The organism is Streptomyces sp. NPDC039462, from assembly GCF_055639375.1.
In genome coordinates, this window is the sequence record NZ_JBVKAO010000001.1 from 2095422 (window position 1) to 2118008 (window position 22587).

Below are 22587 nucleotides of genomic sequence, written 5' to 3' on the forward strand. Positions count from 1 at the left end.
TCTCCTCGCGACGACATAGTCCCGCGGTAGTCGCCAGAGGCATACGAAAGCCCGCGATGCGCCCCTGTCCACAGCGCACCGCGGGCCTTCGCCCCCCGTCAGCGGGTACCGACAGCTGCGCGCACGGCCCGGCGGGCCAGCTGGCAGTCGTCGTGCAGCCGCCTGAGCAGCAGCCGCTGTTCCTCGCCGGTCGGCGCGGCACCGGGGTGGGGCGGGCCCGGGGCCACCGGGGTCGAGTCGTGCATCGAACGCTGCACGGCCGATTCGTACGTACGGATCTCGCGGGTCAGGATCAGCATCAGGTTCACCAGGAACGCGTCGCGCGCCGCGGGGCCCGCGGCCTGCGCCCGCTGACTGATCTCGCGTCGCGCCGCCGGGGCGTCACCGAGGACCGTCCACAGTGTCGCCAGGTCGTACCCCGGGAGGTACCAGCCGGCGTGCTCCCAGTCGACCAGGACGGGGCCGGCGGGGGAGAGAAGGATGTTCGAAAGGAGGGCGTCACCGTGGCAGAACTGCCACATGGCCTGGTGTCCGCCGCCCTGGTGCCCGACCGAATGCGCGATGCCGTGCAGCAGCTTCTGCAGGTCGCCCATGTCACGGTCCGTCAGCAGACCCAGTTCGTGGAAGCGGGAGATCCGCCTGGGGTAGTCCATCGGCTTGCCGAACATCTCCGTCGGCGGCCGCCACTCGTTGAGGCGGAAGACGGAGCCGAGCACCGCACGGATGTCCGCACGCGGCGGCGCCTCGGCAGGGTGCCGGAGAAGAGCCGCGACCCGTCCGGGCATCCGCTCGATCACCAGCGTGCAGTCGTCGGGATCGGCAGCGATGAGCCGCGGCGCTCGGACCGGCGGGCGGTGCCGGACGAACGAGCGGTAGACCGCTATTTCGTGCCTGATCCGCTCCTCCCACCCGGACGAGCGGTCCAGCAGGCACTTGGCGACGGCGCTGCCGCGCCCGGCCGTGCCGATGAGCAGCACGGTGCGGCCGCTCCTGCGCAGCACCTGCACCGGATTGAACTCGGGGCAGATGCGGTGCACCGAGGCGATCGCGGTGCGCAGTTGCGCCCCCTGGGGGCCGGACAAGTCGAGTCTCCCGCTGAGCGGTTGCGTGCCGGGCCCCGGCACGCGGGGCGTGCGGCCGACGCCTGGCAGCGCGCCGGCGGGGCGCACCGGCTCCAGGTAGGGGCCGCTCCCCGGTGCCGGGGGCACCTCGCGTCCCCGGTGGACAGGGGGGCGCGGGCGGAGCGGCCGGGGCGGGGCGGACACGGAGGACGATGCTGCGTACATGGGCGATACAGATCCCTTCGTGTGCCTGTGAGTTGCGTGCGCCTCCCGGCCCGATCGCTTCGGGTGCACCCTGGGGAATGCCTGGCGGCGACCGGGTCGGGGTGGCGCACTCCTACCTGACACCCGGCGTCCCCTGGCACACCATGTGGCGCACCCTGGCGAACCCTGGCGAATAGTCGCTCAGCAACTGACAGACGGTTACTGTCAACTCAGCCGAGAACCTGGGGGCTTGACGTGAACGGACAACCCAACACCCGCCTCTCCGACCTGTTCGGCCTGGCCGGCTGGTCGAAGGGTGAGCTCGCGAGACTGGTGAACCGGCAGGCGGCGGCCATGGGCCACCCCCAGCTGGCCACCGACACCTCGCGGGTGCGGCGGTGGATCGACATGGGAGAGATCCCGCGCGATCCGGTGCCACGGGTCCTGGCTGTTCTGTTCACCGAGCGTCTCGGCCGTGTCGTGACCACTGAGGATCTAGGTCTGGTCCGGCACGGGCGCGCAGGGAAGCGGCGTGGCGACGGGAGTGTGGAGCACCCCGACGGCGTGCCGTGGGCGCCCGAGCGGACAGCCGCGGTCCTCACCGAATTCACGGGAATGGACCTCATGCTCAACCGACGCGGCTTGGTGGGCGCGGGCGCTGCGCTTGCCGCAGGCTCCGCACTCAGCAGCGCCATGCACGACTGGCTGCACACCGACCCGGCCCTCAAGGCCGACGCCCCCCGTATGGAAGATCCCCTGCACGCCGACCCCGCAGGGTTCGACCGCTATGAGGCCGCCCCCATCGGCTCCCAGGAGATCGAGGAACTGGAACGCTCGGTCGAAGTGTTCCGCGCCTGGGACGCGGCCCGCGGCGGCGGGTTGCAGCGCAAGGCCGTGGTGGGCCAGCTCAATGAAGTGGGCGGCATGCTCGCCTACCGGCACCCCGACCACCTCCAGCGGCGCCTGTGGGGTGTCGCTGCCAACCTCGCCGTGCTCGCCGGCTGGATGTCGCACGACGTCGGCCTCGAGCCCACGGCGCAGAAGTACTTCGTCATCGCGGCGCACGCGGCCCGCGAGGGCGGCGACCGCCCGCGCGCGGGTGAGGCACTGTCCCGGGCCGCGCGCCAGATGGTGCACCTCGGCAAGCCGGACGACGCCCTGGACCTGATGAAGCTCGCCAAGTCGGGCGCGGGCGATGAGGCCCTGCCCCGTACCCGGGCGATGCTGTACACCATCGAGGCGTGGGCGCAGGCGTCGATGGGCCGCGGCCAGGCGATGCGGCGCACCCTCGGCATCGCCGAGGACCTCTTCGTGTCGGACAAGGGGGACGTGCCGCCGCCGAGCTGGATGCAGATGTTCGACGAGGCGGATCTGCACGGCATGCAGGCCCTGGCCTACCGCACCCTCGCCGAACACGAGGCGTCCGCGGCGAGCGCCGCGCAGCGGCACGCCAAGGAGGCGATCGAGCTGCGGGCCAAGAACCGCGACCGGTCGCAGATCTTCGACTACATCTCGCTCGCCTCGGCCTGCTTCATCGCCGACGACCCCGAACAGGCCGACAGGTACGCCCGGTTGGCGCTGGTGTCGATGCGGGCGAACTCCTCGCACCGCACCTGGGACCGGCTGCGTGAGATGTACCGGCTGACCGCGCAGTACGCCGGCTATCCGAAGATCCAGGACCTGCGCGAGGAGATCAAGCTGGCGCTGCCGAGGGCGGCCAAGGGGAGGACGGCCAGGGCGTAGCACACCGGAACACACACGACGGCACGGAACGAACACGGCGCGGAACCGGCGCGCCAAGGGACGGACGCGGCGCGGAGCGAGCGGTCAGATCCGCACGGCCAGCAGGCAGGCGTCGTCCTCACGTGGTTCCTCGCCGAACTCCTCGACGACGGTCCGCACGCAGTCCTCTGCCGTACGCGCCCCGGCCAAGCGGGACGCGAGGGAGAGCAGCAGGCTCGTCGCCGTGTCCCTGTCGCGCCGCGGCACCAGGCCGTCGGTGTGCAGCAACAACAGGTCTCCGGGACGCAGTTGCTCTTCGGCCTGCTCGTACTTCGCCCCGGAGGTGGCGCCGAGGAGCACGCCGTGCGGTGGCGTCAGCGTGCGCCCCGTCCCGTCGCGGAACAGCAGCGGGGCGGGGTGTCCCGCCTGCGCCCATGTGAGCAGCCGTGTGGCGGGGTCGTAGCGGCAGTAGACGGCGCTGCCGAGGGCGGGCTGGACCGTGGCGTCCAGTAACTGGTTCAGCCAGCCCATGATCTGGTCCGGCTGTGCACCCGTGACGGCCATGCCGCGCAGCGCGCCGAGCAGCATCGCCATGCCGGAGGTGACGGTGACGCCGTGCCCGGTGAGGTCGCCGACGCTCAGCAGCACGTGGCCCTCGGGCAGTTCCATCGCGTCGTACCAGTCGCCGCCGATGAGGGCGCTGGTCGAGGAGGGGAGGTACCGGCCGGCGAGGTCGAGACGGGCGGGGCCGCCGTGCGGCAGCCGCAGGGAGCCGCGCCACGGCGGGAGCACCGCCTCCTGCAGTTCGAGCGCGAGGCGGTACTCGGTCTGTGCGATGTCGCGGTGGCGCTGCAGCGAATCGCGGCTCTCGCGGACCACGCGCTGGCTGCGGCGCAGCTCGCTGACGTCCCGCAGGACCGCCCACATGGAGGCGGTGGAGCCGTCGGTGGCGAGCACGGGCTCGCCCATCATGTGCACCTGGCGCCAGCGGCCGTCGGGGCGCAGGACGCGGAACTCGCCGTCGATGGGCTTTCCGTCGACGAGGCAGTCCGTGACCATCGCGGTCAGCAGGGGCTGGTCGTCGGGGTGCACCAGCGAAGGGAACTCGTCCAGGGGGAGCGGGGGAGCGGCCGGGTCGCGGCCGAGGATGTCGTAGAGCTCGGCGGACCAACTGGCCTCGTCGGTGAGGAGATTCCACTCGGCGCTGCCCACCCGGCTCAGCAGGGAGCCCCGGTGTGACGCCGTGGGCTTCGGAGCGGCCGGTGCCGCGGGCTCCCCGCCCGCCCGCGGCGGGCCGTCCCGCAGCTGCGCCAGATGGTCGTCGAGGTCGTTGAGCTGGTGGACCGCCAGGTCGCACAGGGCCCGCTGCCAGCGCCCCGCGGGGTCCGCGTGGTCGGCCACGGCGTCGCGCCGCACGGCGTCGACCTCGCCGCGGAGCCGGCGCGTCTGCGAGATCAGCGCGTCGACCGTGCCGCGCTCCGGCGGCTGGGCGGCTGCGTGGTCCGCAAAGACGTGGGACGGCATGAGGTGCTCCGTTGACGGTGCGGTGCGACCAACTTGACGGGTGGTGGACCGCTAACGACTTTCGCACAGCGGGGAGGGGGCCGTAAGGGATTTGGCAACACACGATTCGGTGGTGCTTTTGGCATATGCCTTTGTCCTGCTGATAGGTGATCCGAGGGGCTGGAGTCCAGTGCGGAGCAGTGAAGAAAGCGTAGGGCCTTGGGGCGGAATGTGGAGTTCCGATGGTGGGTCAGGGGTGAGGAGCGACCGTGTGTGTCGCGACCCGGGGCAGCGGCACCGTAAGTAGGAACGTAGGCTTGGCCGATCTGCCTCTCGGAACGTGCACATTGTGCGAACTCCCGTACGAGAAGCGCCTGTTGGAGCTTGAGAACGGCGCGAATTGGTCGTACTGGCGCCCGCCTGTTCCCTCTGCCCGCTATCCCTTCTGCCCGCGGCCCGGCGCCTGAGGCGACCGCGCGGCCTCGGCCTCGGCCTTGGCGTCGTTCACCGCCGCGGCGGCCTGCTTGGCGACCTCGTCGGCGGCCGCGGCGGCGTCGAGCGAGAGCGGCGAGCCCGCCGCGAGCTCCGCGCTCCCTTCGGCGGGCGTCTCGCCGGCACCGGCCTTGGCCGCCTCGGCGGGGCGCGTGGTCTCCGGAAGGCCCATCTTCGAGTGATCGCCGAAGGCCGCGGTGACGGTGCGGACGGCCTCCGTCAGCTCGCCCGGGATCACCCAGAACGTATTGTTGTCGCTGCTCGCCAAGTGGGGCAGCGTCTCCAGATACTTGTACGCGAGGACCTTCGGGTCGGCGTTGTTGCGGTGGACGGCCTGGAAGACGCGCTCCACCGCCTTGGCCTCGCCGTCCGCCCGCAGGATCATGGCCTGCTGCGTGCCCTGGGCCTCCAGGATGTCCTTCTGCTTCGTGCCCTCCGCGGTGAGGATCTTGGCCTGCCGCTCCCCTTCGGCGTGGAGAATGGCCGCGCGCTTGTCGCGCTCGGCCCGCATCTGCTTCTCCATCGCTTCCTTGATGGTGTTCGGCGGGTCGATGGCCTTGATCTCCACGCGGTTGACGCGGATGCCCCACTTGCCGGTGGCGTCGTCGAGGACGGTGCGCAGCCGGGTGTTGATCTCCTCGCGCGAGGTGAGCGTCTCCTCCAGGTCCATGCTGCCGATGACGTTGCGCAGGGTGGTCACGGTGAGCTGGTCGATGGCCTGCAGATAGTCCGCGACTTCGTACGCCGCCGCCCGCGGGTCGGTGATCTGGTAATAGAGCACGGTGTCGATGTTCACGACGAGGTTGTCCTCGGTGATCACCGGCTTGGGCTGCGACGAATAGACCTGCTCTCGCACGTCGAGTTTCGTGTTGACGCGGTCCGCCACCGGCACGACGAGATTCAGGCCGGGCTGCAGCGTCCTGCGATATCTGCCGAACCGCTCGATGTTGTAGCGGCGGGCCTGCGGGACGATGCGCACAGAGGAAGCCACGAGGAAGACGACGACGATCGCCGCCACGAGAATCGGGATGACAACCGGATCCACACTTCCTCCATTGCCGTAGTTTCACCTGTTCACGGAAGGAGCTCGCGAGTTCCAGTCGTTCACGGAAGGAGCTCGCGGGGATAGACGATGGCTGTGGCGCCTTCGATCTCCATGACATCCACCAGTGCTCCCGCCGGGATCACATGGCTTTCGTCGAGGGCGCGGGCGGACCATTCCTCGCCGCAGAGTTTGATCAAGCCGTGGGACGCGGTGACCTCCCGCATCACCTCGGCCCGCTTGCCGATCAAGGCATCGCTGCCCTCGTGCGTGAGGGGTGCCTGCGCCATGTGACGCAGCGCGACCGGGCGGACGACCAGCAGGCCACCTGCCGCCGCCGCGGCGAAGGCCACGAGCTGGCCCGCGATGCCGATGCCCACCCCGGACACCACGGCGGCGACCAGCGCGGCACCCGCCAGGAGTCCGAAGGCCAAGGTCAGGGTGAAGAACTCCGCGGCGCCCAGCGCGGCGGCGGCGACCAGCCATGCGAGCCACGGCATCGGATCAGCCTCCCTCAGGGGACTTGTCTACCAAGCTACCTCCGGGAACGCCGGACGGAACAGACTTGTCCCAGGGCGGTACGCGGTCACACCGGCTCTTCGGGGGAGGCAGGGGCCAGACCGAGCCGGTCGGCCGTGTGGGTGCGTTCGACGAGGCGGGCCACCAGAGGGCGCAGCGGGCCGTGTATGCCGAAGCAGGCACCGGCGCGCAGGATCTCCTCCTTGGCCTGCAGGAGCGCGCGCAGGCCCACGCAGTCGCAGAAGCACACCTCTTGCAGATCTATGAGGACGCGGGTGGGACCGGCGTCCAGGCAGGCGCGGACCGCTTCATAGAGCGTGCCGACGGTGCTCAGGTCGATCTCGCCGGCGAGGAGGATGACGCACTGCTTCTCCAGCAGCACCGTCTCGGTACGCAACCGCGTACTTTCGTGCGGAGCCGAAATCACGTTCCCCTTTCGACAGCCTTTCCCACCGCGCCGGAATCCCGAGGGGGGCGAAAGGGCCGAGTACCCCCGGGCCGCCGAAGCACGCGCCTGAGGGAATACACGCGCATTCGGAATTTCACGTGCATCCGGGCAGCGCTCCCGGGCCGAAGTGTTCTGTGGCCCTGTATCGATCAAATGGCTGAGAGGACGTGCAATGCGCAGGGGACAGAACACCCTGCCCGGCGGGTCGCTGTGCCGGAATGGCCCTCCAGTTGCGGGACGATCTCCCCACCGCGTGACCGGTCCGACCGCGGCCGGTGAGCCGGGCCCGCCGACCGCCCGAGAAGAACCCCGTACCAAAGGCGGGAGCCTATGAAGACCGTTCCAGGGCCGACCGACCACGTCGTGGTCGTGGGCGCCGGACTCGCGGGCCTGTCCACGGCCCTGCACCTGCTGGGCTCGGGACGCGCGGTGACGGTGGTCGAACGCGCCGGGCACCCGGGCGGCAGGGCCGGACTGCTGCGGCGGGCGGGCTACCGGATCGACACCGGCCCCACCGTCCTGACCATGCCCGACATCGTCGAGGACGCCTTCGCCGCGGTGGGCCAGACCATGCGCGACCGCCTGGACCTCATCGCCCTCCACCCGGCCTACCGCGCCCGCTTCGCCGACGGCAGCTCACTGGACGTCCACACCCGGCCCGACGAGATGGAAGCGGAGATCGCCCGCTTCGCCGGCTCCCGGCAGGCCCTGGGGTACCGGCGGCTCCGGGCCTGGCTGGAGCGCCTCTACCGGCTCCAGATGCGCCGCTTCATCGACACCAACTTCGATTCCCCCCTGGAGCTCCTCACGCCCGACCTGGCGCGGCTCGCCGCCCTCGGCGGCTTCGGACGCCTGGACGCGCGCATCGCCTCCTTCATCTCCGACGAGCGGCTGCAGCGCGTCTTCTCCTTCCAGGCGTTGTACGCGGGCGTGCCCCCGGCCCGTGCCCTGGCCGCGTACGCGGTCATCGCCTACATGGACACCGTCGCCGGCGTCTACTTCCCGCGCGGCGGCATGCACGCCCTGCCGCAGGCCATGGCCGACGCCGCCACTCAGGCAGGCGCCGACTTCCGGTACGGGCAGGACGTCCGGTCCCTGGAGCGGACCGGCCACCGGATCACGGCCGTCGTCACCGACCAGGAGCGCATCCCCTGCGACGCCGTGGTCCTGACCCCCGACCTGCCCCGCACCTACGAACTGCTCGGCCGCACCCCCTACCGCCCGCGACCACTGCGGCACGCGCCGTCCGCCGTCGTCCTGCACTTCGGCAGCGCCCGCACCTGGCCCCACCTGGCCCACCACACGATCTCCTTCGGGGCCGCCTGGCAGCGCACCTTCCACGAACTGACCCGCACCGGCCGCCTGATGTCCGACCCGTCCCTGCTCATCACCCGCCCCACGGCCACCGACCCCACCCTGGCGCCCCCCGGACACCACCTGCACTACGTACTCGCCCCGTGCCCCAACACCGACATCGGCCCCGGCGCCCAGGACTGGCGGGAGCTGGCCCCCCGCTACCGGGACAGCCTCCTCGCCGCACTGGAACGGCGCGGGCTCACCGGGATCGCCGCGGCCGTCGAGGAGGAGTGCCTCGTGACTCCCGCCGACTGGACGGCACAGGGACACGCCGCGGGCACCCCGTTCTCCGCCGCCCACACCTTCGCGCAGACCGGCCCCTTCCGGCCCCGGAACCTGGTGCGCGGCACGGAGAACGCGGTCCTCGCGGGGTGCGGCACCACCCCCGGAGTCGGCGTGCCGACCGTCCTCCTCTCCGGCAAGCTGGCCGCCGCACGCATCGCGGGACCCCGCCGCCCGCCGACCCTCACCACATCCGGGCGCGTCGCCGAGGGAGGGGCCGGATGAGTACCCGGGAGCTGGACGCCGCGGCCATCACCGACCCCGTGCTGCGCTCCGCCTACGCCCACTGCCGCCGCTTGAACGCCCGCCACGGCAAGACGTACTTCCTGGCCACACGGCTGCTGCCGATCGAGCGACGGCCCGCCGTCCACGCCCTGTACGGCTTCGCACGCTGGGCCGACGACATCGTCGACGACCTGGCGGACACGGCCCCACCTGCCGAGCGGGCCACGGCACTGCGCCGCCTGCAGCACCACCTGGACCACGCGCTGCGCACGGGCACGAGCAGCGAACCCGTCGCCGCGGCCCTGGCCGACACGGCCCGGCGCTACGACATCGACCCCCAGCACTTCACCGACTTCATGGCGTCCATGCGGCAGGACCTCGAAGTGAGTGAATACCCCACGTATCACGACCTGGAGCGGTACATGCACGGCTCGGCCGCCGTCATCGGCCTGCAGATGCTGCCCGTCCTGGGAACCGTCGTACCCCGCGAGGAAGCGGCCCCGCACGCCGCCGCACTCGGCACGGCCTTCCAACTGACCAACTTCCTCAGGGACGTCGGCGAGGACCTCGACCGCGGCCGCACCTACCTCCCCGGCGAACTGCTCGCCGCGCACGGCGTCGACCGCGCGTTGCTGCAATGGAGCCGCGCCACCGGCCGACGGGACACGAGGATCACCGCGGCGCTGATGGCTGCCGCCGCCCTCACGCGAGACACCTACCGCATCGCGGCACCCGGCCTCGCCATGCTCGATCCGGTCTCACGCCCCTGCATCCGCACGGCTTTCGTGCTGTACGGCGCCATCCTCGACGCCGTCGCCGACGACGGGTACGCGGTCCTGCACCGCAGGGCCGTCGTCCCCCGCCGGCGCCGCGCCACCGTCGCCTGCGACGGCCTGTGCCGGCTGGCCGCGGCCCGGCTGCGCCACCGCCTCAACGGCGGCGGACCGCCGCCGCAATCGCCCGAACCGGCCGGATACACACCACCGCACCTCACCTACGGCGTGCGCCGCCGACCGTCCCCGAAGGAGCCGGTATGACCGGTGACTCACGTCCACGTGGAACACCTGGAACCGGACGCTTCCCCCTGCGGCTGCGCCGCCGGCCCGTGGCCTGGGAACACCAGCGTCCGACCTGGCGCGAAGCAAGGCCGGCTGTGATCGCCGCGGCGTCGAAACGCGCTCAGAGCCGGCCGTCGGGAAACTGGTACGTCCTCGGTGCCACCCGGGACATCAGGGACGACCGGCCCCTGGGCCGCACCGTCGCCGGCCTGGAGATCGTCGTGTGGCGCGGCGCCGACGGAGCGTTGCGGGCAGGCCCCGGCGCCTGCCCGCACCTGGGCGCCCCGCTCAAGGACAGCCCGGTGCGCTGCGGCACGTTGATCTGCCACTGGCACGGACTCGCCCTGGACGGCGGTCCGTTCGGGGCCTGGCAGCCGTATCCGACGTACGACGACGGTGTCCTGACCTGGGTCCGGCTCGACGACGTCGGCGGCGAACCCGCTCTGGACCGGCCCGTGCTCCCCCCGCGCCCGGATCTCGCGCGGAGTGTGGCGACCGTGGTCACCACGAGCGGGCGCTGTGAACCCGAGGACGTCGTAGCCAACCGCCTCGACCCGTGGCACGGCGCCTGGTTCCACCCGTACTCCTTCGTCGATCTGACCGTGGCCCCCTTGAGCGGTGAAGGCGACGGTCAGGACGGTCCCGAGGACGACGCGTTCACCGTCGACGTGTCCTTCAAAGTGGGCGGGCATGCGGTCGTACCGGTGCGGGCCGTCTTCACCGCACCCGAGCCCCGTACCGTCGTCATGCACATCACCCACGGCGAAGGCGCGGGCTCGGTCGTGGAGACCCACGCGACGCCCCTGACCGCGGCCGGTGCCGGGCAGCCCCGGACCGCCGTCGTCGAAGCGGTGATCGCCACCTCCGACCGGCCGGGCTTCGTCGCCGCCAGGGCCACCGCCGCCGCGCTGCGACCGCTGATGCGCGCGGCGGCCGCACGCCTGTGGCGCGACGACATCGCCTACGCCGAGCGGCGCTGGGCACTGCGCAGCACCGGCCGCTTTCCCGGTTGAAGCGAAGCGATCCCTGCCGCCGACGGCCTCCGGTTCACGCGGGCCCGTCCTGCTCAGGTGCCGACCAGCCGGTTCAGGGCCCGCAGGGCGCCCACCCTGCCGCGGGTCGGGACCGACCACAGGGTCTGGCCGCGCAGGCCCCAGCGCTGGAGCAGCGCGTTCGCGGCGAGGAAACCGGAGGTCACGGCGCGCTCCATGAGAGCGACCGGAAGGTCGGTGCGGACCAGGTCGCCCGCGACGGTCAGGGCCGGGTCCGTGGTGCGTACCGTGGGCCGGTCCTGGTAGGTGCCCACCGCGAACAGGGGGCAGTCGGCACGCCATTCGTGGCGTTCGTCGATGATCTTGGCGTCGCGTGTCTCGGGGTAGACGCGGTGGAGCTGGGTCAGCAGCCGGTCCTGTTCCGCGATCCGGTCGGTGCCCTCAGGGACGGCGTAGGCGTGCAGTTCCACCACTGAGCCGCCGGTGCGGGCGACCCGGCGCAGGGCTTCGCCGTCCCACCGTTCCAGCACGCTCACGTTGTCGAGCGGGCCGTATCCGCTGGTTCCCAGGAATCCCGCCCGGTCGGGGTCGACGGGCCGGTCCAGCCAGAGGCGGGAGACGAGGAAGTCCGGGGCGGTCCGCAGCCGCATGATCCGTTCGCGCCAGGCGCGGTCGGCGAGCCCGGGGGACCGGGCGACCACGTGCCGCAGCCCGGCCGTGTCCAGGGCGAGCACCACGCTGTCGTGCCGCGTCTCGCCGTGCCTGGTGCTGACGCGGAACCCACCGGCCGGGGTGGGCTGCACGTTCTCCACCGCGTGCCCGGTGCGGATGTCCGTGCCGTGGCCGGTGAGGTAGGCGGCCAGCGGCTCCCAGAGCGCCGCTGGGAACGGTTCCTGCGGCACGTCGAACAGCAGGCCCTCGCTGGAGCCGAGGAAGTAGATGTGGAACATCAGGGCGAGTTCGGCGGCCGAGAGCCGGCGCGGATCGGCGAAGAAGCTGCGGGAGAACACCTCGAACGCCAGATGGTGGGCCGCCCGGGGGAAGCGGATGCGCTCCAGCAGTTCCTGCGCGCTCAGCCGGTCGAGCCGCCGGTACACGTCCGGTACGCGCACATCCATCAGGGGCAGGGCAGCGCGCGGGTTCATGCGGGCCAGGTCGCGCCCGCCGAAGGTGGGGCTCTGCGCGGCGAAGCCGAGGGCGCTCCAGGGCGGTGTGCGCGGCACCTTGGCGAAGCTGTCCCGGTGTCCCGCGCTGTGCCACAGCGGATAGTCGGGCAGTCGGGTCAGCATGTCGAGGCCGGGGTCCACCCGACGCAGCAGGCCGCGCAGGTTGTAGTACTGGCGGAAGAACGCGTGGAAGCCGCGGGTCATGGTCGCCGTGGAGCCGTCGGCGAGTTCGACCGGCCAGCCCGCCAGGCGGCCGCCCAGCTGGTCGTCGCGCTCGAACAGGGTGACCTGGACGCCTCGTTCGGCCAGGGCCGTGGCGGCGGCGAGGCCTGCCAGGCCGCCGCCCACGACGGCCGCCGTGGGCGGCGGGCCCTGCGCCGGACGGGACAGGCCGGTGGGCGCCTGCCACACCTGGGCGCGGCGGTCGCGGCCGCGGCGGGCCGACCCGTCCGGCGACGTGGTGCGCCGCTTCACCGCGCGGCCTCGTGGGCTGCGCCGACGGAGGCCAGCACGGTGTGCACGATGCCGGTCTGCCAGCCGGGCATCGGCAGGACGCGCACTCCGGAGAAGCCGGCCCGGCGCGTACGAGCGGCGAACTCGTCCGCCGTGTCGAAGCCGGTCACGCTGTGGAACAGGTGCCGGTAGAGGGGCCCGTCGCCGGTCAGGGTGCCGGCGGGCTGCACCACCGCCTTGCAGACGGCACGCCACACCAGGCGGTCGACCGGACGGCCGCTGAGGGTGTATTCGTGCACGGCCAGTCGCCCGTGCGGTGCCATGAGGGCGCGGACCGCGGCGAGCACGGCGTCGGGGTCGGCGAGGTTGCGGAACAGATAGGCGGCGAAGACCGCGTCGAACGGCCCGTGCACGCCGGCCTCTTCGAGCCGCTCGGCGGGGGCGTGCACGAAGGTGACGGTGGGCGGCCACGCCTTCGCTGCGGCGCGCTCCAGCATGCCGGGTGAGGCGTCGACCGCGACGATCTCGGCCAGCGGGGCGACGTGGCGCAGGGCGGCGGTGGAGGCACCGGTCCCGCAGCCCAGGTCGAGCAGTCGCAGTCCGGCGCCGCCCCGGGGCAGCCGCAGTCGGCGGGCCGAGCGGCGCAGGTGGGCGTGGTAGCCGGGGTTGACGGCGACCAGCCGGTCGTAGGTGCGGGCGGCGTGGTCGAACGCGGCGGACAGGCCGTCGTCGCGCAGCACGGTCATGTCAGTTCTCTTTCCGGTCGGCTGGACGGCCCGTCGTGCCGGGGGAGCGGGCGAGAGTAGCGCGGTGCTTGGGCAGCAGAGGCAGTTCGAGGGCGGTGCGCAGCATGGGGCGCACGGGGGTGCGCAGTCCGATGGACAGATCTTCGCGGGTACTGGTGCGTCCGTCGAGGAAGCGGAGCAGCCGCTCCATGGGCACCTGGCGGAACAGGCCGGTGAAGAACTCCGCCCCGCTGACGCGTCCGGTGTGCAGGGCCCGCAGCAGGACGGCGTCCATGCCCCGTGACCAGGGTGAGTGGGCGGCGGGCGGCCGGGGAGTCCGGCCCTGCCGGCAGGCGGCGGCGATGGTGTGGGCCTGCCGTTGGACGGCGGCGAAGGTGTATCCGGTCGAGGGGCGTGTGGCTCCGCCCGCGGTGCCGATGCGGAAGACGGAAGGGCTGGTGCGGCGCGGGAAGCGCGCGTCGGTCATGGGAATGACGCCGTGCTCCACCCGCGTGACCTCGTAGCGCTCCAGGGCCAGTTCGTGGGACAGGTACCGGCGCAGGGCGGCGTCGTAACTCTGGTCGTCCAGGACCTGGCGGGAGAACTCGGTGTACTCCACCAGGGCCTGACAGGGGCTCATGGGCAGGGCGTAGACGAAGGAAAGACCGTGGGCGGGCTGCGGCGTGCGGAAGTCCATCAGGTCCGCGACCCGCGGGTCGAAGGCCGGGCGGTCGGTCGTGACGAACCAGCCGCGGAAGTGCTGCAACAGCGTGGTGCGCCCCGGCGGAAGGACCCGCAGGGGACGGGAGTCGAACACCCAGCGGGCCCGCAGCGCGCGGGGCTGCCCGGCCTGGGGACGCAGGTGGATCTCGGCGCCGCGCTCCAGTTCGCGGATGTTCTCGACCACCCCGTCGAGCCGGACCACGTTCGGTTCGACGGCCAGCCGGTCGCCGACGAGGGACTCGAAGGACGTGGAGCGCAGCATCTTGTAGCGCAGCGGGGCGGGCGAAGCGGCGACGGCGGCGCCGTCCGGGGCTCTGACCCGCAGGGTGTCCCAGGCGGCCGTCAGGGCGGAGTCGAACGCGCCGCCCGGCTCCTCCCAGAAGCACCAGGTGCGCTCGGCCGGCCTCAAGGGGCCCGCCGGGGCATCGACCAGCACCACCGAGGGCGTTTGGCCGCCGGAGCCGACGCCGGCCAGGTGGTACGCCAGCGAGAGCCCGGCCGCGCCGGCCCCCACGATGGCGATCTGCGTGTCGAGCATGAACCCCCTCGCCGGTCGTCCGGCCGGTCACTGTGCCGCGCACCCTGGAATGCGCCGTGCTGTGCACAGCATTCCGTACGAGATCGCCGCATGGATGCACCACCGCGGGCAAATCTCATCATCACGGGTGAATGGGGTCCGTGTGTGCCGTCAGTGCATGAGCGTGGCGGTCTATGTGTCGGGTACACGGGTCCGCATGGAAGACGTCGTACAGGCTGGACTGTGGGGACTCGTGGCGGGCTCCGCGCTGTTGCTCGGGGCAGGGGTGGGGTACGGGCTGCGGGTGCCGCAGAAGCTCGTGGCGACGGTCATGGCCTTCGGAGCGGGGGTGTTGATCTCGGCTGTCTCCTTCGAGCTGGTCGGGGAGGCGTACGAGCAGGCGGGGCTCGCCCCCGCGGTCATCGGCACGCTGGGCGGCGCCGCGGCCTACACCGCGGGCAACGCGTGGCTGGCGCGGCGCGGCGCCCGGCACCGTAAACGCTCGGGCCACCGGAGTTCCCAGGCGCAGCCCTCTGAGGCACAACAGGCCGGGTCGGGGACGGCGTTGGCGTTCGGTGCCCTGTTGGACGGAGTGCCGGAGTCCGCGGTGATCGGGGTCAGCCTGCTCGACGGTGGCGCGGTCAGTCTCGTGACCGTGGCGGCGGTGTTCCTCAGCAACGTCCCCGAAGGACTGTCGAGCGCGGTGGGCATGAAACGGGCCGGCCGCGGCCGCCTGTACGTCATGGGCGTGTGGGGAGCGATCGCCGCGGCGTGCGCCGTGTCCGCGGTGCTTGGTTACGCCGTGGTCGGTGGCTTCTCGACCTCCGTCATCGCGGCGGTGACGGCGGTGGCCGCCGGGGCGATCCTCGCCATGGTCGCCGACACGATGATCCCGGAGGCGTTCGAGGACACGCATCTGGCCATAGGGCTGATCACCGTGAGCGGCTTCCTGGTCTCCTTCGCGCTCTCCCACGCGGGCTGAGCGCTCCCGGTCAGTCCTCTTCCGGGTACCAGCGCAGTTCCACGGTGTTGCCGTCCGGGTCCTGGACGTAGAGGGAGATCGCGGTGCCGCGGGCGCCGAAGCGCTTGCCGGGACCGTCGACGACCGTGAAGACGCCGGAGTCGATGACCTGTTGCCAGTCGAGCGGCTCCACCACGAGGCAGATGTGGTCGACGTTGGAGCCCTTCGGCTCCCCGTCGGGTCCCTCGACGAGGTCGATGATGGTGGTGGGGCTGACCCGCACGGAGGGGAAGGGGACCTGGCCCGCGCGCCATTCCTCCACCCGTACCGGGTCCAGTCCCAAGGGGCCGGTGTAGAAGGCGAGCGAGCGCTCGATGTCGGCGACGTTGAGGACGAGGTGGTCGAAGGCGATCACACGCATGAGGGTCTCCGTGCGGTCGAGGGCACCGGGGTGCGAGGTGCGGGCCGGCCGGCGACTGCCGTGGCCCGTTGGTGAGTTCAGCATCGCCGAACGGCGATCCATCGGTCCAACGCATGTTTGTCATCCGATCCATCGTGAATCACGATGGATCGATGGATCTCCAGCAGATGCGTTATGTCCTCGCCGTGGCGGAGACCGCGAGCTTCACCCGCGCGGCCGAGCGGTGCCACGTCGTCCAGTCCGCGCTCAGTCACCAAGTGGCCAAGTTGGAGAAGGAGTTGGGGGCCCGGCTGTTCGACCGGACCAGCCGCCGGGTGCGGTTGACCGCCGCGGGAGAGGCGTTCCTGCCCGCGGCCCGGCAGGCGTTGGAGGCGGCGGAGCGGGCCCGGGCTGAAGTGGCGGCGGCCACCGGTGAGATACGGGGTCGGCTGACCGTCGGCTCGATTCCCACTGTCGCGGCCGTCGACCTGCCGGCCGTGCTGCGCGACTACCGCAAGCGCTATCCGGAGGTGCGGATCACGCTGCGGGCGGGCTCCAGCGAACGGCTGGTGGAGCAGGTGCGCGAAGGGGCGCTGGACGCGGCGTTCCTCGGCGTACAGCCGGGGTTTCGCCCCCAGGGTGTCCGGGACCACGAACTCGCCCACGGGCAGCACGTCGCCGTGGTCGCCCCGGAACACCCGCTGGCCGCGGAGCGGGAGGTGGACCTGCGCCGCCTCGTCGAGGAGGTGTTCGTCGACTTCGCCGAAGGCAGTGCGGCGCGCGCCCAGTCCGACGAGGCGTTCGCGGCGGCAGGGCTGCGGCGCGAGGTCGCCTTCGAGGTGTCCGGCGTCGAGCTGATGGCCCGGATGGTCCGCCACGGACTGGGTGTCGCCCTGTTGCCCGCGCTGTTCTCCGTCGAGCTGCACGGCCTGCGGAGCGTGCCGGTCACCAACGGACCCGTACGAGTGGAGCGCCTGGTCTGGAGCCGGTTCACGCCGTCACCGGCGGCCGCAGCTTTTCTCGCGCTGGTGGGGGTGGGTGGAACTACCGGCGTGCAGTGCGCGCCCGGACCCGGTCCGGTGAACTGGCCGGAATGAGCTTGAACGTTGTATGTCATTGCCGGTTTTGCGCCAGTTGCGTGTTGGGGACGGCTGCGGTCCACTGGAAGTGGAAGCAGACATTCCGTTCCGCATCAGGGGATGATGGCATGACGAACGAGTACGAGCTCCGGGACAGCACCAAGGTTTCGGAGACCGACATCGAAGAGGCCCTCAACCCGGGCGAAAGCCAGGGCTTTTACCGTGACAGCCGCGAGTGCGCAGCACTGGCCCTCGCCGGCGGCCAAGGCGGGGTGCTCCTGTCGCCCCCGACGCCACGGCCGAAGAAGCGCTGAAGGGCAACCAGATGGAGCAGCCCGGCACTTTGACGCCTTTGACGGGCGCGGTGCGGGAACTCGCCTCCAACGTGGTCTCCGCTCTGGAGAGCGGGGGCCACTCCCGGATGTCCGCCGGCCCGGCGGTCACCACCGGGGACGACGACCTCGGCCTCGCCGCGGTCCGCGTCCTGGGGGCGGACGTCCTGCTGCCGAGCGTTCTGCACGGCGCCCCACCCGCCCCTGTCGACCTGGCGGTCTGCGAGAAGGCGGTGCTCGCCCACCCGCCAGGCCCCGACGCCTCGGTCACCTCCCGCTGGACCCACTGGGCGATGACCCGCACGCTGCGGCGACTGGGCGCACCGGCGGCCGGCACTCCCCCCGGTGACATCGAGCCCGACGCCGCCTGGCTGGACGACCTCCCCTGGCAGGCGCTCACCCACCAGCTGTCCCTGCTGGCCCCGCTCGCCGTACCGGACGCCGACAGCGCGGTGGCCCGCGCCGCGGCGGGCCGCACCCTCGACATCGCCCGGGGCTTCGTACGCGCCGTACGACGCCGGGGCTGGCTCCAGGCGGCCGGCGTCGGACGCTGGCTGGCCCTCCTCGACGACGTGCCCGAGACGCTGGGCCTGGCCGCCGGGCTGGATTTCGTGACCCTCATGGGCGGCGACGACCCACGCGTCTCACTGCACCTGCACGCCGCCCGGCTCCTGCGCCCCGCGAGGCTTGGAGCGCCGTGACCTCACCGGTGACGACCGAGGTGCGACGGCTGGCCGACAGCGCACTCGGCTGGCTGTCCGACCACCGCGACGGCTTCCGGCTCGGCGACGACGCCCTCGAACCGGACGCCGACGTCAACGGCTCCTGGAAACCTGTCGGCGAACTGGCCCAGATGTGCCTGTGCGTCCGCCGCGCCACCCGGCCGGGCACGACGGCGCACGACACCGCCGCCGACCTGCTCCGGCATGCCTGGCGCGAGACCCGCGACGGTGCCCTGTTCCTCGACGTGCAACGGCTCGAACCCTGGGCCTCGTACCCCTTCGAGGTGTACGCAGCGTTCGCCTCCGCCGGCCTGCGCAACCCGGCGTACGAGCGCTTCACCGCCACCCTGGTCCGAACCCGGGCCTGGCGGACGACGGAACAGCTCCCGAACCGCCTGCTCAGCGTGCTCAACTCCGAGTTCCGCACCGGCCTCACGCCCCACGAGGCCACCTCCGCCGCACTCCGCCGCACCTGGCTGGGCGGCCTGCCCGAGCCGTGGGCCTTCGAGCGGACCGCCGGATACACCCTCACCCACGTCGTCTACCACCTCACGGACTGGGGCCACGCCCCGCACCGCGTGCCCGAGGACATCGCGGCATACCTGCACGCCTGGTTGCCCGCCTGGCTCGACAGCTGCGTGGAAGCCGGACTCTGGGACCTGAGCTGCGAACTGCTCGCCGTCGCCGCATCCCTCCCCGACCCCCCGGCGCCCGAACTCACCGACGACGCCTGGCGGGCCCTGGCACTGGCGCAGGACACCTCCGGAGCACTGCCGGAGACGGACCGCGGACCCCACGGTGAGGAGGTCCCGAGGGTCTTCGCCAACTGCTACCACTCCACACTCGTCGCGGCCTTCGCCGCCACCCTGACCGCCGCCCGTCGTGCCGAAGCACCGGACAGCGACGCGACCCACCGAGGAGTGCCGCAATGACCGCCGCCAGCACCCGTCTTGTCCACACGGTCGGAGTGAAAGCCATCGAATGGCTCTTCGCGCACCGCGACGGGTTCCGGCTGCAACCCGACGCTGACCCCGAGACCGGATTCCTCGAACGGTTCAAACCCGTCGGCGAACTCGCCTTCATCTGCACAGTGCTCTTCCGCGAAGGGGTCGCCGGCTCCCGCCAGGCCGACCTGGCCCGCCGGCTGATCGACCACGCCTGGCGGGAGGTCCTGGACGGCGGGCGGATGCTGGTGCGCGGCCAGCGCACCGAACCGATCTCCCCGATCCCCTTCGAGACCTACATCCCGTTCCGTGAACTCGGCTACAGCCAGCCCGAGCTGGAACGGGCGATCCTGCTCAACCACCGGCTGACCGGCTATGCCGCCCTCGAGGTCCTACCCGTCCGGAGACTCGCCCTCAGCGCGTTCGAACGGCGCTTCGGGCTCACGCCGACCCTGCCCGAGGACGAGGCGTTCCGCCGGACATGGCTGGCACGCCGCCCGGAGCCCTGGACCGTCGACACCCGCACCGCCTACGACATCACCCACACCGTCTTCCACCTCACCGACTGGGGCGAGCGACCGGAGGGCCTGCCGGCCGACGTCGCCGACCACCTGAGCCAGTGGCTGCCGGTCTGGCTGGACGACTGGCTCGACCTGGAACGATGGGACCTGCTCGGCGAACTGCTCGTCGTCGACGCCTGCCTGCCCGACCCCACCCTCGACGCGCCCTCCTGGGAGGGCTTCGCCGCCGCCCAGCAACCCGACGGGGCCATGCCCGCGGTGCGCGCCATGCCCGAAGGCGACCCCGAGGACGTCTTCGACGTCGTCTACCACTCCACCCTGGTCGCCGCCTTCGCCTCCGTCCTCGCCACCTCGCGGGCCATGGGCCGGCTCACCGCCGAGGCCCCCGCGTGAACCGCCCCGGCCACCAGCACGGCCGGTACAGCGACGACGCCCGACTCCTCGACGCGGCCGTCACGTCCGTCGACTCGCCCGACGTCGTGTTCGCGCTCTCCCGACACGGCCACCGCACCGTCCGCAGCGGCGGCACCGCGCCCACCACACCCGTACCGCGCGAGCGACTCCGGTACGAGATCGGATCGGCGTCCAAGACCTTCACCGGCCTGCTCCTCGCCGACCTCGTCCACCACGGCGTACTGTCCGGCAACGACCCGGCCGTCTCCCTGCTTGACCCCGCCAGACCACCGGGGCCGCGCCCCACCACCCTGACGCACCTCATGACCCACACCTCCGGACTGCCGCCGCTGCCCGCCGACTTCTACCCCCAGGCCCTGCCCCGCTGGTCCACCAACCCCTACGCCCACTACCCGCCCGAGCGGGTCGTCCGCGCCTTCCTGCGCGCCCGCCCGCGCCACCGGCCCGGCACCCGCTGGCGCTACTCCAACTTCGCCGTCGCCGTCCTCGGACACACCCTCGCGGCGGCCACCGCAACCCCCTGGGAACACCTGCTGACCGAGCGCGTCCTGCGCCCCCTCGGCCTCCTCGACGGAACCGCCCTGCGCCCCACCGGCCCCGGCATCGACGCCACCGGCCACCGCGCCGACGGCACCACCCCCACGCCGCCCCTCCGCATCGGCGGCTTCCAGGCGGCCGGCGCCGTCCGCGCCACCCCCGACGCCCTGCTCACCTTCCTCGAAGCACACCTGCGCCCCGACGGCTCATCGCTCGCCGCCGCCCTCCAGGAGGTGCGCCGCCCGCTGCTGCGCCGCGGCTGGAACCACGCGCACACCCACACCGCGGCCTGGTTCCACCACCCCGCCGACGGCGGAACCATGTACTTCCACATGGGAGCCACCAGCGGACAGACCGCCTTCCTGGGCTTCCGCCCCGACAGCGGCACCGCGCTCGTCGCCCTGTCCACCCGCCGCCACAGCCGCCGGGACACCCTCGTCCCGACCGCCTACGCCCTGCTCGGCTCGCTGACCGGCGGTCTTCCGTCGAACGCCGCTCCTTATGGCGTGAACGTTCGTTGATCCGTGGGGTCACCACCTTCGTGGACTTCAGCCTCCAGGCGGCCGTCGACCACCGGGCGTGACGAGACGCGTGGCGCCGAAGGTCCCGACGGTGGCGGTCGGCGGCGCCTCCGTGGGCTCCGGATGCGGAGGCCCTGCGGCGAGGACGTACAGCGGGGTGTGGCCGGTGTTGTCCAAGGTGCAGCGCTCGGCCAGCGCGGAGTCCCGGAAAGCGCCGGTCTGGGCGGGACCCAGGCCCAGCGCGGTCGCGGTCAGCGCGAACGTCTGCCCGAGATGGCCCGCGTTGAGCAGGGATACGCGGTAACAGCGCGGCGTCGGATACTTCACGCTCATCCGCTCCAGCCTGGCGGCCAGGACCACGAGGAAAGAGGCCGCCCCGGCCCACTCCTGGTCGGCGCACAGGTGGGCCGCCTCGTCGCGGGACAGGCCCTCGGTGAGCAGCTCCAGAGAGTGCTGGAGACCGTTGTAGTGATACCAGCCGGGCGCCACGCCGGTGACGTTGCGCACCCCGACGTAGGCGTCGAGTTCCTGGCGCGCGCCGCCTTGCGGGCTGGTGCGCAGGTACAGGGCGCCGAGTCCGCAGTCGATGAAGTGCACCGGGCCGAATGACGCGGCCAACAAGGTGGCCAGCACGTCCAGCGGCACGGGGGAGTCGGTGAAGTCCCGCACGGTGCGTCGGGCGTAGAGCACCTGCCCGTACGGAACCGACAGGTCCGCCGGGGGCCGGGGCAGCAGGACGCGGGGCGCGTCGGGGTATCCGGTGAATACCCCCACGGCAGCGGGCCCTTCCTGCCCTTCGTGCTCTTCTCCCTCGGTCCGCTCAGAAGTGGCCTGCTCAAGGTCGTCGTACACGTCCTGAGTGGTGTAGTGGAAGAACGACGCCTCGGGCGACCAGGTGCTCCAGTGCCGGGCGATCTCGTCGTCGCGTACCGCCCGGGGGTCGTCCTCGGCCAGCAGCACCCCGGCCTCGATCAGAGCCGCGACGGCGTCGGCGACGGTGTCAGGGGTGAGGTGGTCCAGGGCCTCGGCGGCCTCCTGGGGCGTCGTCCACTCCTCGAAGGCGGACAGGATCTCGGACACCGCCGGGTGCAGCGTGGTCGGTGTGCCGTGCGGGTAGGGGTGCAGCACGAACATGCCTGCGTGCCAGTAGCAGGTCAGACCGCGCGAACGACGCAGCCGCAAGGGGACTCCCGGAGGCGATGCGGGCGGATGAGGGAAACGGGGCCGGAGCCCGTGGGGGGAGCGCCGGCCCCTGGATCTGCCGTCAGGCGCGGAGCTACCGTCGGGCGTCGTTGCCGGCCGCCTTCGCCACCCAGCGCCAGCGCCACTGCCAGTGAGGGTTGTTGCCGTGGACCTGCCGGTCGGCGCGCACCATCGTCCGGGCCTGGATCGGGACCTTGCGCATCGAGTCGTCACCTCCTTCCCGCGAGTCGGCGTTCACCTGCGTGCTTCCCGCGTACGAGGGAGGAGAAAGGTCGACTGCCGCGAAACCCATCGAGAGGATGGACGGGAAGCATTGCTACGCAAAGTCGCGAGAGGATTACTCGGTGTGCGTAAACCGTGCGCCCCCGTACCACCGCCGCGGCGGGGACGGTGCCGGGGGCGGCGGGGCCGACCGGGCGAGATGGGCCGACGGCGCGCATGAACGCGACCGGATGGGGCGAGGGC

The 22587-nt window shown here is 72.1% G+C and carries 22 protein-coding genes; 11 read left to right on the plus strand and 11 right to left on the minus strand.

The features are described 5' to 3' along the window. Positions 1–98: 98 nt before the first annotated feature. Entirely contained in the window at positions 99–1286 is a 1188-nt protein-coding gene (locus ACZ7LU_RS08465; RefSeq protein ID WP_471916137.1) for an aminoglycoside phosphotransferase family protein, read from the minus strand. 234 nt (positions 1287–1520) lie between these two features. On the opposite strand from ACZ7LU_RS08465, the gene ACZ7LU_RS08470 reads away from it, so the two are divergent. Beyond that, positions 1521–3008, plus strand: coding sequence for a DNA-binding protein NsdB (locus ACZ7LU_RS08470; protein ID WP_398304221.1), 1488 nt, complete (start codon positions 1521–1523; stop codon positions 3006–3008). Between the two features lie 84 nt (positions 3009–3092). Here the strand turns inward: ACZ7LU_RS08470 and ACZ7LU_RS08475 are convergent, their stop codons facing one another. From ACZ7LU_RS08475 to ACZ7LU_RS08490, 4 genes are all read right to left on the minus strand, one after another. Beyond that, complete coding sequence (locus ACZ7LU_RS08475) at positions 3093–4511, minus strand: PP2C family protein-serine/threonine phosphatase (RefSeq protein ID WP_471916138.1); 1419 nt, start codon at positions 4509–4511, stop codon at positions 3093–3095. A 415-nt stretch (positions 4512–4926) separates the two neighbouring features. Next, positions 4927–6027: an SPFH domain-containing protein gene (locus tag ACZ7LU_RS08480; RefSeq protein WP_471916139.1), complete on the minus strand. Its 1101-nt coding sequence runs from the start codon at positions 6025–6027 to the stop codon at positions 4927–4929. Between the two features lie 59 nt (positions 6028–6086). Then, positions 6087–6524, minus strand: coding sequence for an NfeD family protein (locus ACZ7LU_RS08485; protein WP_468307440.1), 438 nt, complete (start codon positions 6522–6524; stop codon positions 6087–6089). A gap of 86 nt (positions 6525–6610) precedes the next feature. Beyond that, the gene (locus tag ACZ7LU_RS08490) at positions 6611–6940 is read right to left on the minus strand and encodes an STAS domain-containing protein (RefSeq protein ID WP_398304231.1); all 330 of its coding nucleotides are present in this window, start codon (positions 6938–6940) and stop codon (positions 6611–6613) included. A 381-nt stretch (positions 6941–7321) separates the two neighbouring features. Here ACZ7LU_RS08490 and ACZ7LU_RS08495 point away from each other — a divergent pair, with 381 nt between their 5' ends. Genes ACZ7LU_RS08495 through ACZ7LU_RS08505 form a run of 3 tightly spaced genes read left to right on the plus strand, consistent with a single transcriptional unit; the run spans position 7322 to position 10925 of the window. Next, positions 7322–8854 carry a phytoene desaturase gene (locus ACZ7LU_RS08495; RefSeq protein ID WP_471916140.1) on the plus strand — a complete coding sequence of 511 codons (1533 nt, stop codon included), beginning with the start codon at positions 7322–7324 and terminating at the stop codon, positions 8852–8854. Then, positions 8851–9891 carry a phytoene/squalene synthase family protein gene (locus ACZ7LU_RS08500; protein ID WP_471916141.1) on the plus strand — a complete coding sequence of 347 codons (1041 nt, stop codon included), beginning with the start codon at positions 8851–8853 and terminating at the stop codon, positions 9889–9891. Before ACZ7LU_RS08495 ends, ACZ7LU_RS08500 begins: the two co-directional genes overlap by 4 nt. Further along, positions 9888–10925 carry a DUF5914 domain-containing protein gene (locus tag ACZ7LU_RS08505; protein WP_470977167.1) on the plus strand — a complete coding sequence of 346 codons (1038 nt, stop codon included), beginning with the start codon at positions 9888–9890 and terminating at the stop codon, positions 10923–10925. Before ACZ7LU_RS08500 ends, ACZ7LU_RS08505 begins: the two co-directional genes overlap by 4 nt. A 53-nt stretch (positions 10926–10978) precedes the next feature. On the opposite strand, the gene ACZ7LU_RS08510 is transcribed toward ACZ7LU_RS08505, so the two are convergent. From ACZ7LU_RS08510 to ACZ7LU_RS08520, 3 genes are read right to left on the minus strand one after another with little or no spacing between them, the layout of a single operon-like run. Continuing rightward, a complete protein-coding gene (locus ACZ7LU_RS08510; protein WP_470977164.1) occupies positions 10979–12544 on the minus strand; it encodes an FAD-dependent oxidoreductase in 1566 nt (521 codons plus the stop codon). Further along, the gene (locus ACZ7LU_RS08515) at positions 12541–13269 is read right to left on the minus strand and encodes a class I SAM-dependent methyltransferase (RefSeq protein ID WP_470977161.1); all 729 of its coding nucleotides are present in this window, start codon (positions 13267–13269) and stop codon (positions 12541–12543) included. Before ACZ7LU_RS08515 ends, ACZ7LU_RS08510 begins: the two co-directional genes overlap by 4 nt. A gap of 1 nt (position 13270) precedes the next feature. Continuing rightward, on the minus strand, positions 13271–14509 hold the full coding sequence (locus ACZ7LU_RS08520; RefSeq protein WP_471916142.1) for a lycopene cyclase family protein: 1239 nt from the start codon (positions 14507–14509) through the stop codon (positions 13271–13273). A 196-nt stretch (positions 14510–14705) separates the two neighbouring features. On the opposite strand from ACZ7LU_RS08520, the gene ACZ7LU_RS08525 reads away from it, so the two are divergent. Beyond that, positions 14706–15470 carry a ZIP family metal transporter gene (locus tag ACZ7LU_RS08525; RefSeq protein ID WP_471916143.1) on the plus strand — a complete coding sequence of 255 codons (765 nt, stop codon included), beginning with the start codon at positions 14706–14708 and terminating at the stop codon, positions 15468–15470. Between the two features lie 10 nt (positions 15471–15480). Here ACZ7LU_RS08525 and ACZ7LU_RS08530 read toward each other — a convergent pair whose 3' ends face one another. Beyond that, complete coding sequence (locus ACZ7LU_RS08530; RefSeq protein ID WP_398304865.1) at positions 15481–15870, minus strand: VOC family protein; 390 nt, start codon at positions 15868–15870, stop codon at positions 15481–15483. A 152-nt stretch (positions 15871–16022) separates the two neighbouring features. Here ACZ7LU_RS08530 and ACZ7LU_RS08535 point away from each other — a divergent pair, with 152 nt between their 5' ends. From ACZ7LU_RS08535 to ACZ7LU_RS08560, 6 genes are all read left to right on the plus strand, one after another. Then, a complete protein-coding gene (locus tag ACZ7LU_RS08535) occupies positions 16023–16946 on the plus strand; it encodes a LysR family transcriptional regulator (protein WP_471916144.1) in 924 nt (307 codons plus the stop codon). 110 nt (positions 16947–17056) lie between these two features. Continuing rightward, positions 17057–17242, plus strand: coding sequence for a hypothetical protein (locus ACZ7LU_RS08540; protein WP_398304257.1), 186 nt, complete (start codon positions 17057–17059; stop codon positions 17240–17242). An 11-nt stretch (positions 17243–17253) separates the two neighbouring features. Next, positions 17254–17961, plus strand: coding sequence for a hypothetical protein (locus tag ACZ7LU_RS08545; RefSeq protein WP_471916145.1), 708 nt, complete (start codon positions 17254–17256; stop codon positions 17959–17961). Then, positions 17958–18914 carry a DUF6895 family protein gene (locus ACZ7LU_RS08550; RefSeq protein WP_471916146.1) on the plus strand — a complete coding sequence of 319 codons (957 nt, stop codon included), beginning with the start codon at positions 17958–17960 and terminating at the stop codon, positions 18912–18914. The genes ACZ7LU_RS08545 and ACZ7LU_RS08550 overlap by 4 nt, the downstream gene beginning before the upstream one ends. Next, complete coding sequence (locus tag ACZ7LU_RS08555) at positions 18911–19840, plus strand: DUF6895 family protein (protein WP_398304264.1); 930 nt, start codon at positions 18911–18913, stop codon at positions 19838–19840. Before ACZ7LU_RS08550 ends, ACZ7LU_RS08555 begins: the two co-directional genes overlap by 4 nt. Then, a complete protein-coding gene (locus tag ACZ7LU_RS08560) occupies positions 19837–20919 on the plus strand; it encodes a serine hydrolase domain-containing protein (RefSeq protein ID WP_471916147.1) in 1083 nt (360 codons plus the stop codon). The genes ACZ7LU_RS08555 and ACZ7LU_RS08560 overlap by 4 nt, the downstream gene beginning before the upstream one ends. A gap of 27 nt (positions 20920–20946) precedes the next feature. On the opposite strand, the gene ACZ7LU_RS08565 is transcribed toward ACZ7LU_RS08560, so the two are convergent. Both ACZ7LU_RS08565 and ACZ7LU_RS08570 read right to left on the minus strand, forming a co-directional pair. After that, positions 20947–22101: a SagB/ThcOx family dehydrogenase gene (locus ACZ7LU_RS08565; protein WP_471916148.1), complete on the minus strand. Its 1155-nt coding sequence runs from the start codon at positions 22099–22101 to the stop codon at positions 20947–20949. Positions 22102–22195: 94 nt separating this feature from the next. Further along, on the minus strand, positions 22196–22324 hold the full coding sequence (locus ACZ7LU_RS08570; RefSeq protein WP_471916149.1) for a hypothetical protein: 129 nt from the start codon (positions 22322–22324) through the stop codon (positions 22196–22198). Positions 22325–22587 lie beyond the last annotated feature (263 nt).

What these genes read in the sequence shown, in the direction of transcription:
- ACZ7LU_RS08545 (WP_471916145.1), top strand. Translation starts at nt 17,254, where the DNA reads ATGGAGCAGCCCGGCACTTTGACGCCTTTGACGGGCGCGGTGCGGGAA.
- ACZ7LU_RS08535 (WP_471916144.1), top strand. Translation starts at nt 16,023, where the DNA reads ATGGATCTCCAGCAGATGCGTTATGTCCTCGCCGTGGCGGAGACCGCG.
- ACZ7LU_RS08465 (WP_471916137.1), bottom strand. Translation starts at nt 1,286, where the DNA reads ATGTACGCAGCATCGTCCTCCGTGTCCGCCCCGCCCCGGCCGCTCCGC.
- ACZ7LU_RS08525 (WP_471916143.1), top strand. Translation starts at nt 14,706, where the DNA reads ATGGAAGACGTCGTACAGGCTGGACTGTGGGGACTCGTGGCGGGCTCC.
- ACZ7LU_RS08530 (WP_398304865.1), bottom strand. Translation starts at nt 15,870, where the DNA reads ATGCGTGTGATCGCCTTCGACCACCTCGTCCTCAACGTCGCCGACATC.
- ACZ7LU_RS08555 (WP_398304264.1), top strand. Translation starts at nt 18,911, where the DNA reads ATGACCGCCGCCAGCACCCGTCTTGTCCACACGGTCGGAGTGAAAGCC.
- ACZ7LU_RS08495 (WP_471916140.1), top strand. Translation starts at nt 7,322, where the DNA reads ATGAAGACCGTTCCAGGGCCGACCGACCACGTCGTGGTCGTGGGCGCC.
- ACZ7LU_RS08475 (WP_471916138.1), bottom strand. Translation starts at nt 4,511, where the DNA reads ATGCCGTCCCACGTCTTTGCGGACCACGCAGCCGCCCAGCCGCCGGAG.
- ACZ7LU_RS08570 (WP_471916149.1), bottom strand. Translation starts at nt 22,324, where the DNA reads ATGCGCAAGGTCCCGATCCAGGCCCGGACGATGGTGCGCGCCGACCGG.
- ACZ7LU_RS08485 (WP_468307440.1), bottom strand. Translation starts at nt 6,524, where the DNA reads ATGCCGTGGCTCGCATGGCTGGTCGCCGCCGCCGCGCTGGGCGCCGCG.
- ACZ7LU_RS08540 (WP_398304257.1), top strand. Translation starts at nt 17,057, where the DNA reads ATGACGAACGAGTACGAGCTCCGGGACAGCACCAAGGTTTCGGAGACC.
- ACZ7LU_RS08500 (WP_471916141.1), top strand. Translation starts at nt 8,851, where the DNA reads ATGAGTACCCGGGAGCTGGACGCCGCGGCCATCACCGACCCCGTGCTG.
- ACZ7LU_RS08515 (WP_470977161.1), bottom strand. Translation starts at nt 13,269, where the DNA reads ATGACCGTGCTGCGCGACGACGGCCTGTCCGCCGCGTTCGACCACGCC.
- ACZ7LU_RS08520 (WP_471916142.1), bottom strand. Translation starts at nt 14,509, where the DNA reads ATGCTCGACACGCAGATCGCCATCGTGGGGGCCGGCGCGGCCGGGCTC.
- ACZ7LU_RS08505 (WP_470977167.1), top strand. Translation starts at nt 9,888, where the DNA reads ATGACCGGTGACTCACGTCCACGTGGAACACCTGGAACCGGACGCTTC.